Origin of the sequence: Arsukibacterium tuosuense (assembly GCF_900215315.1) — a bacterium.
GTDB classification, from domain to species: domain Bacteria; phylum Pseudomonadota; class Gammaproteobacteria; order Enterobacterales; family Alteromonadaceae; genus Alishewanella; species Alishewanella tuosuense.
Map to the genome: position 1 here is coordinate 416,185 of NZ_OBEB01000004.1, position 17,023 is coordinate 433,207.

The following is a 17,023-nucleotide window of genomic DNA, read 5'->3' on the forward strand; positions in this document are numbered from 1 at the left end:
TTGTTACAGGCATCAGGCGTTGAATTCCGTATCTGCCAACGCCGCCATTACCGGCGACTGGTTGACTCCCTTTGCAATAAATCCGCGACAGCTTGCCGGCAGATGAGTTAGGGCATGCTGAGCACTGGCCGCGTCCGGAAATTCGGCGAACACACTGGCGCCAGTACCCGTCATTCGACACGGCGCATATTCTACCAACCACTGTAAGGTTAATGCAACAATCGGCTGCAGCTGTTCGACCAGTGGCTGACAATCATTGCGCCATGGACTGCTAAACAACGTATCCAGACTAAGGGGGGCGCTGTTGCGGATTAAATCAGGATGCTGAAAAATTTCGGCAGTACTGACATGGCAAGGTGGTGTCACCACTAAATAGGTTTTCTGCGGTAATTGCACCGGTACTAATTTTTCGCCTACACCTTCGGCAAAAGCGCTGAAGCCCCTGACAAACAGAGGCACATCGGCGCCGAGTTGCAGCGCCAGTGCTGCCAGTTGCTCCTGGCTAAGCTTAAGTTGCCATAAGGCGTTTAACGCCAGCAAGGTGGTGGCTGCATCTGATGAGCCGCCACCCAGGCCGCCACCCATCGGCAGTTTTTTATCCAGCACAATATCGCAGCCAAGCTGACAACCGGTTTGCTGCTGCAACAAACGGCCGGCTTTAATGATCAGGTTGTCCGGCCCCTGCAGGCTCAGGTCATTACACTGCAGGTTTAACTGGTTGTCGGCACGTGGGCTGAACTGTAGTTCATCACCGACATCCAGCAACTGAAATAGCGTTTGTAAATTATGATAGCCATCATCCCGACGACCAGTAATATGCAAAAATAAATTAAGCTTCGCCACCGCAGGCAGACTTAAGGTCATAATTGCCAGCTCCGGATATGAAAACTAATGTTGGTATCATCGCTGGTTAAATTAATTTTTTGCGGTAAGGCCAGTTTATCTGCAAAAAAGCTCTGATAGCGCAGTTGCCAGACAATGCCGGTGCTATCCACCAGCTGAAAGGCCTTAACCCGACCAAGTTCGTCATACTCGATGGCCGTTGCCGCCTGTCCTGGCATGCCTTTAAGCCACAGCGGCATATCGGCCAGCGGCATAGACCAGCCGGCAAGTTGCCACAATAAGCTGCTGGTATCGACAGCCTGATAATGCTCACCGCGCAGCAGAATACTACTGCCATCAGCGTTATTGGTCAGCTCAAATAAACTGAACCCGAGGAAATTAGCCAGCCGCGCTTTATAGTGTTCAGTGTTATGCTGTTGCCAGGTCAGGTTACCACTGACTGATTCATCCGGGGTTTTAATGCCAACAGAAGCCTGCACGGTATATTGCTCAATAGCGTTAATCCGGCTCAGCCGGCTTTTATTGTCCAAAGCTTTTACCGGTGTGGGCTGGGAAAGCAGGCTGCAACCACTGGTTAGTAACAGTAATGCGACCAGAGTTAACCACTTAATTGTTACAGACACGCTGAAAGTCCTTAGTTACGCTTTTCTTAATATGGGGTTTTTCGTACAATTCGCCCCTGACAAACTTGATGATACAGGTGATGGCCATCTTTGCACTAGGCATTAATCATAAAACAGCACCGGTTGGCTTACGGGAAAAGGTGGCATTTGCCCCGGAACAGGTGCATGAAGCCTTGCGTGAACTGGCTACAGCCACGGCGGTAACCGATGCCGTTATTTTGTCGACCTGCAATCGTACTGAGTTATATTTTAACGGTACAAACAGCCAGGCGGAACAGGTTATTGCCTGGTTAGCACAATTTCATCAGTTAAACGTAAATGACTTGCAACCTCATCTGTATCTGCATCATGATCGCCAGGCTACGGAACACCTGATGCGGGTGGCAGCCGGGCTCGATTCGCTGGTGCTGGGTGAACCGCAGATCTTAGGCCAGGTAAAGCAGGCTTATAATCAGTCTCGTCAGGCCGGTACTATCAATCCGCAATTTGAACGTCTATTTCAGAAAACCTTTGCCGTCGCCAAAGATGTCCGCACCAACACCGATATTGGTGCCAATGCGGTATCAGTCGCTTTTGCTGCGGTCAGTTTAGCCAAACAGATATTTGGTAAGCTGGAAAAAGTCCAGGTGTTATTGATTGGCGCCGGTGAAACCATTGAATTAGTTGCCCGTCATCTGGCCGAGCAGGGCGCACGCGAGCTTACCGTCGCAAACCGCACCTATGAGCGGGCAGTGCTGTTGGCAGAGCAGTTTAATGCCAAAGTCATTACCCTATCGCAGGTGCCAGCGCAATTACCGCAGGCAGATATTGTGATCAGCTCTACCGCCAGTACCCTGCCAATTGTCGGCAAAGGCATGGTAGAACAGGCATTGAAGAAACGCCGGCATAAACCGATGTTTCTGGTCGATTTAGCGGTGCCACGAGATATTGAGCAACAGGTCGCTGAGCTGGAAGACGCTTATTTATATACGGTAGACGACTTGCAAAGTATAGTGGCGCAAAATGTCAGCTCACGTCAGCAAGCGGCGGAGCAGGCGGGCGACATGATCCGGCTGGGGGCAGAAGATTTTCTGCAGTGGCTGCAGCTACAAGGCAACGTTGATTGGGTGCGCGATTATCGTCAGCGTTGTGAGCAAATTAAAACTGAATTGCTGGGCCGGGCGCTGAATCAGCTGGCAGCAGGCCAGGATGCTGAGAAGGTGCTGGCTGAACTGGCCAACAAACTGAGTAACCGGCTGATGCATAGCCCCACTAAAACCATTCGTCAGTTACTGCAACAAGAGGCTAGTGAGCCGCAGGCACTGATCAACAGTTTATTAGATATTTAAACAGGTAACAGACCTAACATGAAAGAATCGGTATACCGCAAGCTGGAAGGCCTGGTGGAACGGCATGAAGAAGTACAGGCGTTGTTAAGCGACCCGGGTGTGATTGGCGATCAGAAGCGCTTTCGCGAGCTGTCTAAAGAATACAGTCAGCTGGAAGATGTCAGCAAAGCATTCAATCGCTTTCGTCAGGCCCAGCAGGATTTAGCGGCTGCGGAAGAAATGCAGAAAGACAGCGACCCTGATATGCGCGAAATGGCCCAGGAAGAATATAAAAGTGCCCGGGCAGCTATCGAACAGCTGGAAAAAGAGCTGCAATTATTGTTGCTGCCCAAAGATCCTAACGACAGCAATAACTGCTTTTTAGAAATCAGAGCCGGAGCCGGTGGTGATGAAGCTGCCATTTTTGCCGGCGATGTGTTCCGGATGTACAGTCGTTTTGCCGAACGTCAGCGCTGGAAACTGGAAGTAATAAGTGCCAGTGAAGGTGAACATGGTGGTTTTAAAGAGGTGATTGCCAGCGTGCAGGGCGACGGCGCTTACGGTATTTTAAAGTTTGAGTCCGGTGGCCACCGGGTACAGCGGGTACCGGCGACGGAATCGCAGGGCCGGGTACATACTTCGGCCTGTACCGTAGCCATTATGCCGGAGATCCCGGAAAGCGAAGCGATTGAAATTAACCCGGCTGACTTAAAGGTGGATACCTACCGGGCCTCGGGCGCGGGTGGCCAGCACGTAAACCGTACCGATTCAGCTATCCGGATAACCCACTTACCTACCGGTATTGTTGTTGAATGTCAGGATGAGCGCTCACAGCATAAAAACCGGGCGCGGGCGATGAGTGTATTACAATCGCGCATTCAGGCTGCTGAAGATGAAAAACGCCGGCTGACCGAAGAGTCTACCCGGCGCTCGCTGGTGGGCAGTGGTGATCGCTCGGAGCGGATCCGTACTTATAACTTCCCGCAGGGGCGGCTAACCGATCATCGGATTAACTTGACTATTTATCGTTTAAACGAAGTGATGGAGGGCGATCTGGAACTGGTGCTGGAACCGCTTAATCAGGAACATCAGGCTGACTTACTGGCAGCACTGGCTGACGAAAACCGCTGATATGACCCTGGCGCAATGGCTGCAGCAGGCAACCCGGCAACTTAGCGATATATCGGTACTGGCGGCTGATGACGCCAGGTTACTGCTATGTCATCAGCTAAACGTCAGCAGCAGCTATTTGTATAGCCATGGTGACGTCAAGCTAAGCGATGCTGATCTGCACACACTAAACCAGCTGCTCAGCAGGGCGGTGCAGGACGAACCCATCGCCTATATTATTGGCAGCTGGCCGTTCTGGAATATTGAACTTGAGGTTGCGCCCTGCACCTTGATCCCAAGGCCCGATACCGAATTATTGGTAGAGCAGGCGCTTGCATTACCCTTGCCGGCAACGGCCAGAGTACTGGACCTGGGCACCGGCTCCGGTGCTATTGCTCTGGCGCTGGCCTGTAATAAGCCTTCATGGCAGGTAACGGCAGCCGAGAAGATTACCGCAGCAGTTGAACTGGCCCGGCGCAATGCCAGGCGTCTGGCAGCAAATAATTGTACTGTGGTGCAGAGTGACTGGTTTGAAGCAGTTGCAGGCCAGCAATTTGAGCTGATTGTCAGTAACCCCCCTTATATCGAACCTGATGACCCGCATCTGGCAGCACTGCAGCATGAGCCTGTCAGTGCGTTGGTTGCCGCAGAGCAGGGCCTGGCTGATTTAGCGGCGATTTGTCAGCAGGCACCCGCTTATTTGACCCGGCAAGGGTGGTTGTGGCTGGAGCACGGTTATAACCAGGCTGATGCGGTGCAACAGTTACTAACTGCTGCTGGCTTTAGTCAGGTGCAGTCACGCAAAGATTACGGTGGCAACTGGCGGATCAGTGGCGGTATTCTGAGTAGTTGAAGGTTTTAACAACAAAGTTTTGACCGGCAAGCCATTAGCGCATATAACTATTTGTAGTTTCTTCTGCTAGTTTCTAGTGATAGCTATCTGATTTTCGGAGCCCGCCTTATGAATGACACTTTTCTGTTTGCTGACGAGTCTGAACCGACCGAAGTGGTTAACCACGGGCACTGGAAAGTGTTAATTGTCGATGATGAACCGGAAGTCCATACTGTCACCAAGCTGGCACTGAGTGATTTCAGCTTCAATAATAAAAGCCTGGAGTTTATCAGTGCTTATTCCGGGGCCCAGGCCAGGGAGCTAATAGCTGCTAACCCTGATACCGCTATCATTCTGCTTGATGTGGTTATGGAAACAGATGATGCCGGTTTACTGGTTGCCCGGCATGTGCGGGAAGAGCTGAAAAATGATCACGTGCGAATTATTCTGCGAACCGGCCAGCCGGGGCAGGCCCCGGAACGCCAGGTGATAGTTAACTACGATATCAACGATTACAAATCAAAAACTGAATTGACTGCGCAAAAGTTATTTACCGTTATTATGTCCAGCCTGCGCTCATACCGGGATATTTTATCGCTGGAGCAAAGCCGAAAGGGGCTGGAGAAAATCATTAATGCTTCTATCGATTTATTCTCCTCTCATTCTATGGAGCAGTTTATCGACGGGGTGCTGCAGCAACTGACCTCTATTCTGGGTAGCCATGAAAATGCGTTGCTGGCCAGCTCTTCAATGGTTGCAGGAAATGTGCGGTCTGACGCCGACCCCCATGATTTAGTGGTATTTGCCGGACAGGGCCAGTTTGCCAAGAAAGAGGGCAAGCCGGTGCAGGAAGTACTGAATACTGATTTGCTGGCGGCGTTTGAATGTGCCCTGGACAGCCGCAGTATTGTTTATCGCGATAACTATCTGGTGGCTTATTGCTGCAGTAAATTTACCCATGGTTCGCTGTTGTATATTTCCGGCTTACCCGGGCAAATCAGCGATAACCAGAAGAAACTGATTGAATTGTTCGCTCAGAATGTACAAATAGCCTACGAAAATGTGCAGTTACAGCATGAAATTGAAGATACTCAACGGGAAATTGTTTACCGGCTCAGTGAAGCGGTAGAGCACCGTTCTGTTGAAACCGGTAATCATGTGCGGCGGGTGGCCTTTATTTGTTATGACCTGGCCAAAGCCTATGGTTTGAGTGAGGAAGAGGCAGAGCGATTAATGTATGCTTCACCACTGCATGATGTTGGCAAAGTGGGGATCCCGGATGGTATTTTAAATAAACCAGCGAAGCTTAACGGCGGTGAATGGGAGGTAATGAAAACCCATGCCCAAATTGGTTACGACATTTTGAAAGACTCAAAACGTGTTATTATTCAGGCCGGTGCCATCATTGCTCAGGACCATCATGAGAAATGGGACGGGACGGGCTACCCTGCCGGTAAAAAAGGTGAGGAAATCCATATTTTTGGCCGGATTGCTGCCTTAGCCGATGTGTATGATGCGTTGCGTCATCGTCGTTGTTACAAGCAAGCCTGGAGCCTGGAAGAAGTGGTGGCAAATATTGTGGCCGAATCAGGCAGGCAGTTTGAACCCAAATTGGTCGAATTGTTTCAGCAGCGGGTTGAAAGGCTTGAGGCGATTTTACAAAAATATCCCGATGATCAGGATTAGTACCCAGCGTATTGATGATACTGCATTGAATAAATTAAGGACCCTGTTGTATGTATATGGCGTTTAAACACCTGCACCTGCTGATGGTGGTATTAAGTGTTATTTTGCTATTTATTCGGTTTGGTATGATGCTCAAAGGCTCGCCGTTATTGCAGACAAAATTACTGAAAGTAGGCCCTCATCTGGTGGATACTTTGCTAATTTTATCGGCGATTGCCTTAATGCTGACCATTAATCAGTATCCTTTTGTAAATAGCTGGCTTACCGAGAAGTTTATCGCTTTGTTGGCTTATATCGCGCTGGCAGTGATGGCATTGCGCGGCCGTACCATTGCAATTCGCTGGCTATGCTTTCTGGGCTCATTGGGCTGGCTCGGGTTAATGGTTAGGGTTGCCCTAAGTAAACAACCGGTATTTTTACCGCTTTAATAAAACGAGATTGCTGGAATACTATGGAACATAAAACCGTCAGGGTCGGTAACCTTACAGTCAATAACCAACAACAATTCGTGTTGTTTGGTGGTATGAATGTGCTGGAGTCACGGGATATGGCAATGCGTATTGCCGAGCACTACGTCACGGTATGCGCTAAATTGGGCATACCTTTTGTGTTTAAAGCCTCTTTTGACAAAGCTAATCGCTCATCAGTTCATTCTTACCGCGGACCCGGACTGGATGAGGGGTTAAAGATCTTTGCTGAGATTAAAAGTACCTTTAATGTACCGTTGATTACCGACGTGCATGAACCCTGGCAAGCCGCCCCCGTGGCAGAAGTGGTGGATGTCATTCAACTGCCGGCTTTTTTGGCCAGGCAGACTGACTTGGTGGTAGCGATGGCTAAAACCGGCGCTGTCATTAATGTCAAGAAACCGCAATTTCTCGCTCCGCACGAGATGCGCCATATTATTACCAAGTTTAGTGAAGCGGGTAACGACCAGATTATTTTGTGTGAGCGCGGTAGCAGTTTTGGCTACAACAACCTGGTCGTTGATATGCTGGGTATGGACGAAATGAAGCAGTATGCGCCGGTTATTTTTGATGCGACGCATGCCTTACAAAAACCAGGTGGCCGCACAGACTCTGCTGACGGCAGGCGGGCCCAGGCTGCACAGTTAGCCCGCTCGGGTATGGCGCTGGGTTTAGCCGGGTTATTTATTGAGGCGCACCCTGATCCTGATCAGGCAAAGTGTGACGGGCCCTGCGCGTTACCATTAACGAAACTGGAGGGCTACCTGAGTCAGATGCAACAGCTTGATCAGCTGGTTAAGAGCTTTGCGCCACTTGACACCTCTGCCAGCTAGTTTATTAGCGGGTCATTAAAAAACCGGTAACAATTACCGGTTTTTTTAATCTTGAAGCATTAGCAGCATGCTGCACAATCTTCTACATGATCTGGCTGAGGATCAATAACGCTGGCGCACGTAATTTACCACATCCTGATATTTATCCTGCATCACCCGTACATATTCATTAATGACTGACCAGTCACTGTTTTCCGCAGCCTGTTCCAGTTTCAGTGCTTCAGCCGATAAGCTTAACGCGCCGACACTTTTAGCGACCGATTTAAACTGATGCGCTACCGCTCTTACGCCACTGCGATTCTGGGCCTGAGCCTGTGTTGTCAGCTCGGTCAGCAGTTCCTTGCCGTGCTTGACAAAGTAATTCAGGTATTCCTCGTGCTTAACCGGATCGTTACCCAGGAAATTAGCAATAGTGGTAAAACAAATTGGCGACGGCTGTTGCGCCGGTTCAGCGTTTTTGCCATTAGTCTTGCCATTGTCGGCAGCTGTTTTTTGCTCAGTAGCGGGCAACCAACGTTTAAGCATCGTTTCCAGGGTAACCAGCTCCAGTGGCTTGGTAATATAACCATCCATACCAATACTGATACATTTTTGCTCTTCACCTTTTAACGCATTGGCGGTAACGGCGACTATCCGGCTGAAGTTACTGTCATCCTGGCGGTGCAGGCTTTCTTTACGAATAGCGATGGCTAAATCATAGCCACTCATATTAGGCATATGTAAGTCGGTAAGCACCAGCGGATAGTGATAACGCCGCCACATATCGAGTGCTATAGCGCCATCGTCAGCAACTTCGACCGCGTAGCCCAGCGCATTCAGCTGATCAACTATGACCCTTTGGTTCATCATATTGTCTTCAGCCAACAGAATTAGCTGGCGGTTGCGCCGCGCGGTTTCAATATCAGGTGCACCCTTACTCAAATTCAAATTGGAGGTTTGTTGTGGCGTAGGTTTTTCTTTGCGCCTGGCTGCAACTAAAATAGCGTCGTATAAATGGCTGCGACAGATAGGTGAACTGTGCAGGTAGTAGGTCCGCTCATTGCTGTGCTCTGACAACTCCACCTGATTGGTAATAACGATAAACTGCACCCGCTCCAGCTCTGGCACTAACTGTAATTTCTTAATGTGCTCGGCGGAAATTTGCTCATAGGTGGCGTCAAGCACCCAGACCGCGGCCTGCTTAGGAGGCAATGGTTTTTGCTGGGATGCCCGTTGATAAAGGGCCTCGATACTGTTTATAACGTCAAGCTCAGCGTGGGTATGGCGAAAATAGCTGGTTAAATGTTCCTGGTTGTCGCTGTCCTGGGTAAATAAGCAAATATGCACATCACGCAACAGTTCAGAACCGACATACTCAATTTCATCGGAGCGGCGCATCGGGATCCGCACTTTAAACTCAGTGCCTTTACCTACTTCGCTCTGGACGTCAATATCACCGTACATCAGTGAGGTCAGACGCTGACAAATTGATAAACCAAGGCCGGTACCACCAAATTTACGGGTGATTGAACCTTCTGCCTGATTAAATGGATGAAACACGTAGTTTATCTGTCGCTGGGTCATGCCCCGGCCATTGTCGACAATGGTAAACTGAATTTGGCTGAACTCCATGTTCTCTTCCAGCAAGTCAGCCCTAATAACCACTACACCGGTTTTTTGTGGTGTGGTCTCGGTAAACTTAATCGCGTTGCCTGCCAGATTGTAAAGTATTTGCCGTAGACGCACCGGATCACCAAATAAACCGTCAGGAATTCTCGGGTCTATGTACAATTTTAAATCGATTTGGCGTTGATAGGCCACAGAGACCAGAATGCGGCCAACCGCTTCAATAATATCGACCAGCGACACCGGAATATTTTCCAGCTCCAGTTTGCCGGCCTCAATTTTCGAGAAATCCAGAATATCATCCAGAATGCGCAGCAGTGAAAAAGAAGACTCGCGGATAGTATCCGTCATCCGGAACTGGGAGGTGGATAACTGGGTTTTCCTGAGTAAATCGATAGTGCCGATAATGCCGTTCATCGGCGTGCGGATTTCATGGCTCATGGTAGCTAAGAAGGTCGATTTAGCTTCATTAGCCCGTTCGGCAGTTAATTTGGCCGTTTCCAGGGCATCGGTGCGCTCTTTGATCCGGGTATCCACTTCCTGCTTTAGCTGGGCAATATCGGTTTCTGAGCTTCGAAGTGCCTGCTGTCCTTGCTCAATTCGCCGGAACAATTGGTTAATGTAGCTACCTAACACCCCGAAACCATCGTGGGCATGACTCTCAACGCTGCCGTCGAACTGGTTTTTATCCAGCGCTGTTTTAGTGTTACTTACCAGGGGCGTCAGTTTGCGGTTGAAATAAACTGAAATAGCGTAAGCAAAGCTTAAACTGAGTAATATGCCGGCAATGGCGCTGCAAATGAAAGCCAGCAGCATAGGTAACTGACTGGTTGGCTGAATATATTGCACATTAACCAGCAGCGTTTTAATATCGTTGCTGACGATTCTGCTGACAATCAGATAATTGCCCTGGCGTACTTCACGATCGGCCAGTTCCGGCTGCGGTACAAAATTAGCCAGATTAACCGTATTGGCAATCAGCTCCAGTTGTTGGTTGCTCTGACGGTACAAATAAACAGCACGGTTGCTGTCAGCATTGCGCGCTTGCAGCAGTAACTGCTCGGCGGCCTGGGTATTATCATTGCGAAGTGGAGCACTTAATGCACTGGCAAGAATCGTGGTTTCGGCAGTTAAACGGGCTAATTGGTTTTCATCCCGGTTTTGTTCTGGCAGAGTAAACAACGTGAACAATGCTGCTTGCAATAGCAGAATAAGCACGGCCATTAATGCCAGGCGGCGAAACATTGGTTTAGTGTAAGAGGTTTTTTCCATCAGCTGTCCATTTAAATGCATTGTACGGCGTGTCGGTTAACTAAATATAGTGTAACAAGTTTTCGATAGCTGGCGCAGTGTTAATTTTAACAGATGGCGAACAAAACAGCGCCCTTTGGTTAATCCCTGTTCGCTCAGGCGGCTTTTAGAAAAAATCTGTTGACTTAGCTTGGCAAAATCCGTTTAATACGACCCGCATTGCCCAGATAGCTCAGTCGGTAGAGCAGCGGATTGAAAATCCGCGTGTCGGTGGTTCGATTCCGCCTCTGGGCACCATCTTTTTGGTGTCTTGTTCAGTTACTGCAAAGCGCAGCATAATTATACCAGCACAACGTTTTTGCCCAGATAGCTCAGTCGGTAGAGCAGCGGATTGAAAATCCGCGTGTCGGTGGTTCGATTCCGCCTCTGGGCACCATAACAACAAACCCTGGCCTAGGCCGGGGTTTTTGTTTTATGGCACTGCTATTTCGCTTTGAGTCTACATAAATTTCAGTCAGTTGAAATAGGCAGCCAGCTTTAAGTTTGCTAAGCTCAAGCCCGTTTTCAAAAAATAAATCTAATAACAATTTCAAAAACATCAACATCGGAGTTTCCATGAAATATGCTATTACCTTGTTAGCGGCGGCCATGCTAAGCGCATGTGGCGGCGCTAAACAAGACGTAACAACCAGCCAGGATGTCAGTGTGAGCACAGAGCAACAACAGAAACTTAACTACCCTGTCAGTCGCAAGGGTGAGACCGTCGATAACTATTTCGGTACCGATGTTGCCGACCCGTATCGCTGGCTGGAAGATGATCGCAGCAGCGAAACTGAAGCCTGGGTAAAAGCCCAGAACGAGGTCACATTCTCTTATCTTGAGCAAATTTCGTTTCGTGATGAAGTGCGGGCTAAGTTAGAAAAGTCCTGGAATTTTGAGCGGATTGGCGCACCGTTTAAAGAAGGTGACTACCAGTACTTTTATAAGAATGATGGTTTGCAGAATCAGTTTGTGTTGTACCGGCAAAAAGAGGGCGGCGAAGCTGAAGTATTTCTGGACCCGAATACTTTCAGCGAAGATGGCACTACCTCCCTGGCAGATATTGAGTTTTCTCGCGATGGCAGCCTGGCAGCCTATGCCATCTCGGAAGGCGGCAGTGACTGGCGTAAAATCATTGTGATTGATGCCGAAACGAAAGAGCAGCTCGAGCCAACGTTAATTGATGTGAAATTCAGTGGTATTTCCTGGGTAGGTAACGACGGGTTCTTTTACTCCAGTTACGACAAGCCAGAGGGCAGTGAATTATCGGCAATGACTGACCAGCATAAGCTCTACTACCATAAACTGGGTACAGCACAAAGCGACGATAACGTGGTGTTTGGTGGCACTAGCGAGCAGAAGCATCGTTATGTCGGCGCTTCTGTCACAGAGGACGATAAATACCTGCTGGTTTCAGCGGCGGTATCCACCTCGGGTAACAAGCTGTTCTTAAAAGATTTAACCAAGAAAGACAGTGAGTTCGTTACTATTCTGGATCACACCGATTCAGATACTGATTTACTGGATAACAATGGCGACAAGCTGTATCTGGTAACCAACCTGAATGCCCCTAACCGCAAAGTTGTGGTCACGACTGCAGCTAAGCCAACGCCTGAAAACTGGCAGGAGCTGATCCCGGAAACTGAGAATGTCCTGCGGATCAGTAAAGGCGCGGGCTACCTGTTTGCCAACTACATGGTAGATGCTATTGCCCAGGTTAAACAATACGATTACAGCGGCAAGCTGGTACGAGACATCAACTTACCGGGAATTGGCAGTGCGGGTGGTTTCAGTGGTAAGAAAGACGCTGCAACACTGTATTATTCGTTTGCTAATTACACCACGCCATCCAGCATTTATGCGTTTGAGCCGCAAAGTGGTAAGTCGGACTTGTATAACAGCCCGAAAATTGATTTTAACCCGGATAACTACACCTCTGAGCAGGTGTTTTATACCTCAAAAGATGGCACTAAGGTGCCAATGATTATCAGCTATAAAAAAGGCCTGAAAAAAGACGGCAGCAACCCAACCATTTTATATGGCTATGGTGGTTTTAATGTCAGCCTGACCCCGTCATTCAGCGTAGCGAATGCGGTATGGATGGAAATGGGCGGCGTTTACGCTGTGGCCAATCTGCGCGGTGGCGGTGAATATGGTAAAGCCTGGCACAATGCCGGCGTACAGCAACTGAAACAAAATGTGTTTGACGACTTTATTGCCGCCGCTGAATACTTGCAGCAGCAACAATATACTTCTACCGACAAGCTGGCAATTCGTGGTGGCTCTAACGGCGGTTTGCTGGTAGGGGCGGCTATGACTCAGCGCCCTGAGTTGTTTAAAGTGGCGCTGCCTGCGGTAGGCGTACTGGACATGCTGCGCTACCATACTTTCACCGCTGGTGCCGGTTGGGCTTATGACTATGGCACGGCCGAACAGTCTGCCGCCATGTTTCAGTATTTAAAAGGCTATTCACCGGTGCACAACGTGAAACAGGGCGTAACTTACCCGGCGACCATGGTAACCACCGCTGATCATGACGATCGGGTGGTGCCGGCGCATTCCTTTAAATTTGCTGCTGAGCTGCAAGATAAAGCAACTCAGGTTAATCCGCAGTTGATCCGGATAGACGTTAACGCTGGCCATGGTGCTGGTATGCCGGTATCAATGGTTATTGATCAGGCGGCGGATATTTTCAGCTTTACTCTGTACAACATGGGCTATCAGCAACTACCGCAATAGCATTGGTTAGCTGACTGACAAAACGGCGCTTACTGCGCCGTTTTTTTATCGGCAGTTTGCCAGTGCGAAACCTTGCTAAAAGCCGGCGAAGACCCCAAAGTAATAGTTAAACTTGTAAAACGCCGGGTAGCGTATTAAAGTGCGTGCCCTTTTTATTTTTCCTGGTTAGAGCAATGCTGGTAAAACCGGTGCGGCTCAGATCTGGCTGATGCATTTTTGCAGTGGGAGCCCACATTATGGCAAAAGCAGTGATCCTGGTTCTGGACAGTTTTGGTATTGGTAGTGCGCCTGATGCAGAAAAGTTTGGTGATGTCGGCGCCAATACCTTTGGCAGTATTGCCCGTGAATTCGTTAAACAAAAAGGCCGCCAGCTGGCGTTGCCTAATCTGGCTCGGCTGGGTCTGGTAAAAGCCGCCACGGCTGCTGCAGGCAGCGCGCCTGCTGTTGCTGACAGCGCTGAGCCGGTTGGAGCTTATGGCTTTGCCCGTGAGCTGAGCAGCGGCAAGGATACGCCCAGTGGTCACTGGGAAATAGCCGGGGTACCCGTGTTGTTTGATTGGGGCTATTTTGAGCAGAAAACCGACAGTTTCCCGCCAGAGCTGATAGCAGAGCTGTGTCAGCGCACCGGTGTTAGCGGTATTTTAGGTAATTGCCACGCCTCTGGCACCGATATTCTGCGTAAACTGGGTGATGAACATATTAAAACCGGCAAACCCATCTGCTATACCTCAGCCGACAGCGTGTTTCAGGTGGCCGCGCATGAAGAGCATTTTGGTCTGGAAAAACTGCTGAGCTTTTGCCGGGTAGCCCGCGAGCTGCTGGATGATTACAACATCGGCCGGGTCATCGCCCGGCCATTTCTCGGAGACAGCCCGGACAATTTCGCCCGCACCGGTAATCGTCGTGATTATTCGGTATTACCGCCGGCGCCAACCTTACTGGACAAGTTAACTGAAGCGGGTGGCACGGTAATCAGTATTGGTAAAATTGCTGATATCTATGCCCATCAGGGGATCAGTGAAAATATTAAAGCCACAGGCCTGGCCGCACTAGTTGATACCACCTTAGCTCAGATGGCAAAACAGCCTGAGCGCAGCCTGGTATTCACTAATCTGGTTGACTTTGACCAGAATTATGGCCACCGCCGCGATGCCATTGGCTATGGCGAAGCCCTGGAATACTTTGACAGCCGCTTGCCTGAGCTGCTTGAGGCCTGCGGCGACGATACCTTGCTGCTGATGACAGCAGACCACGGTTGTGACCCAACCTGGCCCGGTACCGAGCATACCCGCGAGTATATTCCAGTACTGGCTTATCAGCCGGGGCTGGCCAGTACGGATTTAGGCGAGCGGATGAGCTTTGCCGATATAGGCCAGACCCTGGCTGATTATTTTAAGCTGGACGCTATGGCGCACGGCGATTCTTTTATGACTAAATTACATTAAGAGAGAATTATGGCTACTCCTCATATTAACGCCGCTGATGATGCTTTTGCAGAAACCGTTTTAATGCCAGGTGACCCGCTGCGGGCCAAGCATATTGCTGAAACTTTTTTAACTGATGCGGTTTGTGTTAATACCGTGCGCAATATGTTCGGCTATACCGGGACTTATCAGGGTAAGCCGGTAAGCGTGTTAGGCTCGGGCATGGGCGTGCCGTCCATGTCACTGTATGCCACTGAATTAGCCAAGTTCTATGGCGTGAAAAATATTATCCGGATTGGTTCCTGCGGCGCATTACCGCTGGAGGTGAAGGTGCGTGATGTGGTCATCGCCATGGGCGCCAGCACCGATTCAAATGTTAACCGCAATCGTCTGGACGGGATGGATTTTGCGGCAATCGCAAACTATGAGCTGTTAGAAAAAGCAGTACATGCCGCCCGCGCCAAGCAAATCAACGTTAAAGTAGGTAACGTTTTTACCTCTGACTTATTCTACAACCCAAGTGAAACGCTGTTTAATACCCTGGAAAAATACGGTGTGTTAGCGGTAGAGATGGAAGCCGCTGGTTTATATGGCGTTGCGGCTGAGTATGGCATTAATGCCCTGGCCATTTTAACGGTCAGTGACCATATCCGCACCGGTGAGGCGCTGGATGCGGATTTACGCCAGACCAGTTTTAATGAAATGGTTGAAATTGCTTTGTCATTAATTTAATCATCTGTTTAATCATTTACTTTAAAAGTGGCCGGAAAAATTATGTCTCTTACCACCAACAAAATGTTTTATGTGTCCTGGGAAGCGTTTCATCGTGCCACTAAAGAACTGGCGCAGCAGCTGTTAGGCCGGGATTTCAGTGCCATAGTGGCGGTTAGCCGTGGCGGTCTGGTACCGGCCGCTATTCTGGCCCGCGAGCTGAATATCCGGGTAGTTGACAGTATTTGTGTCGCCAGCTATGACCACGACAAACAAGGCAGCTTACGCATTTTAAAAGATGCCAGCCTGCAGGATAACGCCAAGCTATTGATTGTTGACGATTTAGTCGATACCGGGGAAACCGCCCGCGCCCTGCGCGAGCATTTCCCAAAGGCCTGCTTTGTCACTGTGTATGCTAAGCCCCAGGGTAAGCCGTTAGTGGATCATTATGTTACTGACATCGAACAGGATACCTGGATCCAACTGCCATGGGACATGGAACTGGCCTACAGCAAACCGTTGGCGGAGCATTAACTCTATGGCAGCCGCACAACAACTTACTATTAGCTTGCCGGACTGGATAAACGAGGTTGTCGACTGGCAGAAAACCTATGCTGATGACGACGAAAAAATGGCCTTAGCAGTAGAGCTATCCAAGCAAAACGTGCTGCGTGGCACCGGCGGTCCTTTTGGTAGCGCTATTTTTGCTTGTGACAGCGGCAAGCTGTTAAGCGTAGGGGTTAACCGGGTTATGCCAATGCACAACTCGGCGGCGCATGGCGAAATGGTTGCCATTATGCTGGCCGGGCAGCAGTTACAAAGCTTTAGCCTTAATGCCGATGGCGTTAAGCGCGAGCTGTTTACGTCCTGTGAGCCGTGCGCTATGTGTTTAGGTGGCACGCTGTGGAGCGGGGTAAAACGGCTGGTATGCGCCGCTACCGCCGACGATGCCCGTGCTATCGGCTTTGATGAAGGCCCGGTTGACTCCAGCAGTTACCAGTACCTGGCCGATGCCGGCATAGAAGTAGTGCGTTTGGTGCAGCGCGATGAGGCTAATGCAGTACTGCAGCACTATGCCACTGGCGGCGGTGAGATTTATAACGGTTAGTTACAAAGAATAGTCATAACTGTTAGCGCTGATACCTAAAAGCGCGCCGCTTGTATTTCTAATCTCAAGCAACAGCACTTCACGAATCCGGTAAGTCCTCTCCTTGCACGCCGGATACAACGCTCTTCCTCACTCGCCGGGGCAACTCGCCCGTTGCCTGGCGGCAGGGGCTCAGACACTCCCCGGTTCGCTCAAAAGAGGTTCTATCCTCTATTGGTTGAGGCGATGCGCTATCGGTAAACCTTTTTATCCATCAGTCCATCTGTACCCAAGTTATTGTAAATAAGCTAAAACCGCTGTAGTGTCATCAAGAATCAATGGGGTCGAATCAATGGGGTCAGGAATCAATGGGGTCACCCATTAGCCTCTCGGAGTCAACAGCGTAACCAAACCCGCGCGCACGGTTAAGTGCGCGTCTCTTTTATTCCTTGTAAACCAATAACCT

The 17,023-nt window shown here is 49.7% G+C and carries 14 protein-coding genes and 2 tRNA genes; 13 read left to right on the forward strand and 3 right to left on the reverse strand.

The features are described 5' to 3' along the window. Positions 1–12: 12 nt before the first annotated feature. Both ispE and lolB read right to left on the reverse strand, forming a co-directional pair. Positions 13–864: a 4-(cytidine 5'-diphospho)-2-C-methyl-D-erythritol kinase gene (ispE, locus tag CRO03_RS10855; protein ID WP_097111640.1), complete on the reverse strand. Its 852-nt coding sequence runs from the start codon at positions 862–864 to the stop codon at positions 13–15. Then, positions 861–1,466 carry a lipoprotein insertase outer membrane protein LolB gene (gene lolB, locus CRO03_RS10860; RefSeq protein WP_097111641.1) on the reverse strand — a complete coding sequence of 202 codons (606 nt, stop codon included), beginning with the start codon at positions 1,464–1,466 and terminating at the stop codon, positions 861–863. The genes ispE and lolB overlap by 4 nt, the downstream gene beginning before the upstream one ends. Positions 1,467–1,546: 80 nt before the next feature. On the opposite strand from lolB, the gene hemA reads away from it, so the two are divergent. The 6 genes from hemA (at position 1,547) to kdsA (ending at position 7,701) form a co-directional block, all read left to right on the forward strand. Then, a complete protein-coding gene (gene hemA, locus CRO03_RS10865) occupies positions 1,547–2,794 on the forward strand; it encodes a glutamyl-tRNA reductase (protein WP_097111642.1) in 1,248 nt (415 codons plus the stop codon). Between the two features lie 18 nt (positions 2,795–2,812). Further along, a complete protein-coding gene (gene prfA, locus CRO03_RS10870) occupies positions 2,813–3,904 on the forward strand; it encodes a peptide chain release factor 1 (RefSeq protein ID WP_097111643.1) in 1,092 nt (363 codons plus the stop codon). A 1-nt stretch (position 3,905) separates the two neighbouring features. Next, positions 3,906–4,736 (forward strand): peptide chain release factor N(5)-glutamine methyltransferase, encoded by an 831-nt coding sequence (gene prmC, locus CRO03_RS10875; protein WP_097111644.1) that lies wholly within the window; start codon positions 3,906–3,908, stop codon positions 4,734–4,736. 108 nt (positions 4,737–4,844) lie between these two features. After that, positions 4,845–6,401: a DUF3369 domain-containing protein gene (locus CRO03_RS10880; protein WP_097111645.1), complete on the forward strand. Its 1,557-nt coding sequence runs from the start codon at positions 4,845–4,847 to the stop codon at positions 6,399–6,401. A gap of 50 nt (positions 6,402–6,451) precedes the next feature. Next, the gene (locus CRO03_RS10885; RefSeq protein ID WP_097111646.1) at positions 6,452–6,829 is read left to right on the forward strand and encodes a SirB2 family protein; all 378 of its coding nucleotides are present in this window, start codon (positions 6,452–6,454) and stop codon (positions 6,827–6,829) included. A 23-nt stretch (positions 6,830–6,852) separates the two neighbouring features. Then, positions 6,853–7,701, forward strand: a complete 849-nt coding sequence (kdsA, locus tag CRO03_RS10890; RefSeq protein ID WP_097111647.1) for a 3-deoxy-8-phosphooctulonate synthase — start codon at positions 6,853–6,855, stop codon at positions 7,699–7,701. Positions 7,702–7,803: 102 nt separating this feature from the next. Here kdsA and CRO03_RS10895 read toward each other — a convergent pair whose 3' ends face one another. Beyond that, the gene (locus CRO03_RS10895) at positions 7,804–10,578 is read right to left on the reverse strand and encodes a hybrid sensor histidine kinase/response regulator (protein WP_245861608.1); all 2,775 of its coding nucleotides are present in this window, start codon (positions 10,576–10,578) and stop codon (positions 7,804–7,806) included. Between the two features lie 200 nt (positions 10,579–10,778). Between CRO03_RS10895 and CRO03_RS10900 the strand changes: the two genes are divergently transcribed. The 7 genes from CRO03_RS10900 to CRO03_RS10930 all read left to right on the forward strand — a co-directional run bounded on the left by CRO03_RS10900 (position 10,779) and on the right by CRO03_RS10930 (position 16,578). After that, positions 10,779–10,854 (forward strand) — tRNA-Phe (locus CRO03_RS10900). A 63-nt stretch (positions 10,855–10,917) separates the two neighbouring features. Then, positions 10,918–10,993, forward strand: a tRNA-Phe gene (locus tag CRO03_RS10905). Between the two features lie 179 nt (positions 10,994–11,172). After that, complete coding sequence (locus tag CRO03_RS10910; RefSeq protein WP_097111649.1) at positions 11,173–13,335, forward strand: prolyl oligopeptidase family serine peptidase; 2,163 nt, start codon at positions 11,173–11,175, stop codon at positions 13,333–13,335. Positions 13,336–13,571: 236 nt separating this feature from the next. After that, a complete protein-coding gene (locus CRO03_RS10915; protein WP_097111650.1) occupies positions 13,572–14,780 on the forward strand; it encodes a phosphopentomutase in 1,209 nt (402 codons plus the stop codon). 9 nt (positions 14,781–14,789) lie between these two features. Then, complete coding sequence (deoD, locus tag CRO03_RS10920; RefSeq protein ID WP_097111651.1) at positions 14,790–15,491, forward strand: purine-nucleoside phosphorylase; 702 nt, start codon at positions 14,790–14,792, stop codon at positions 15,489–15,491. Between the two features lie 42 nt (positions 15,492–15,533). After that, complete coding sequence (gpt, locus tag CRO03_RS10925; protein WP_097111652.1) at positions 15,534–16,004, forward strand: xanthine phosphoribosyltransferase; 471 nt, start codon at positions 15,534–15,536, stop codon at positions 16,002–16,004. Positions 16,005–16,008: 4 nt separating this feature from the next. Then, positions 16,009–16,578: a nucleoside deaminase gene (locus tag CRO03_RS10930; protein ID WP_097111653.1), complete on the forward strand. Its 570-nt coding sequence runs from the start codon at positions 16,009–16,011 to the stop codon at positions 16,576–16,578. The last annotated feature ends 445 nt before the right edge of the window (positions 16,579–17,023 follow it).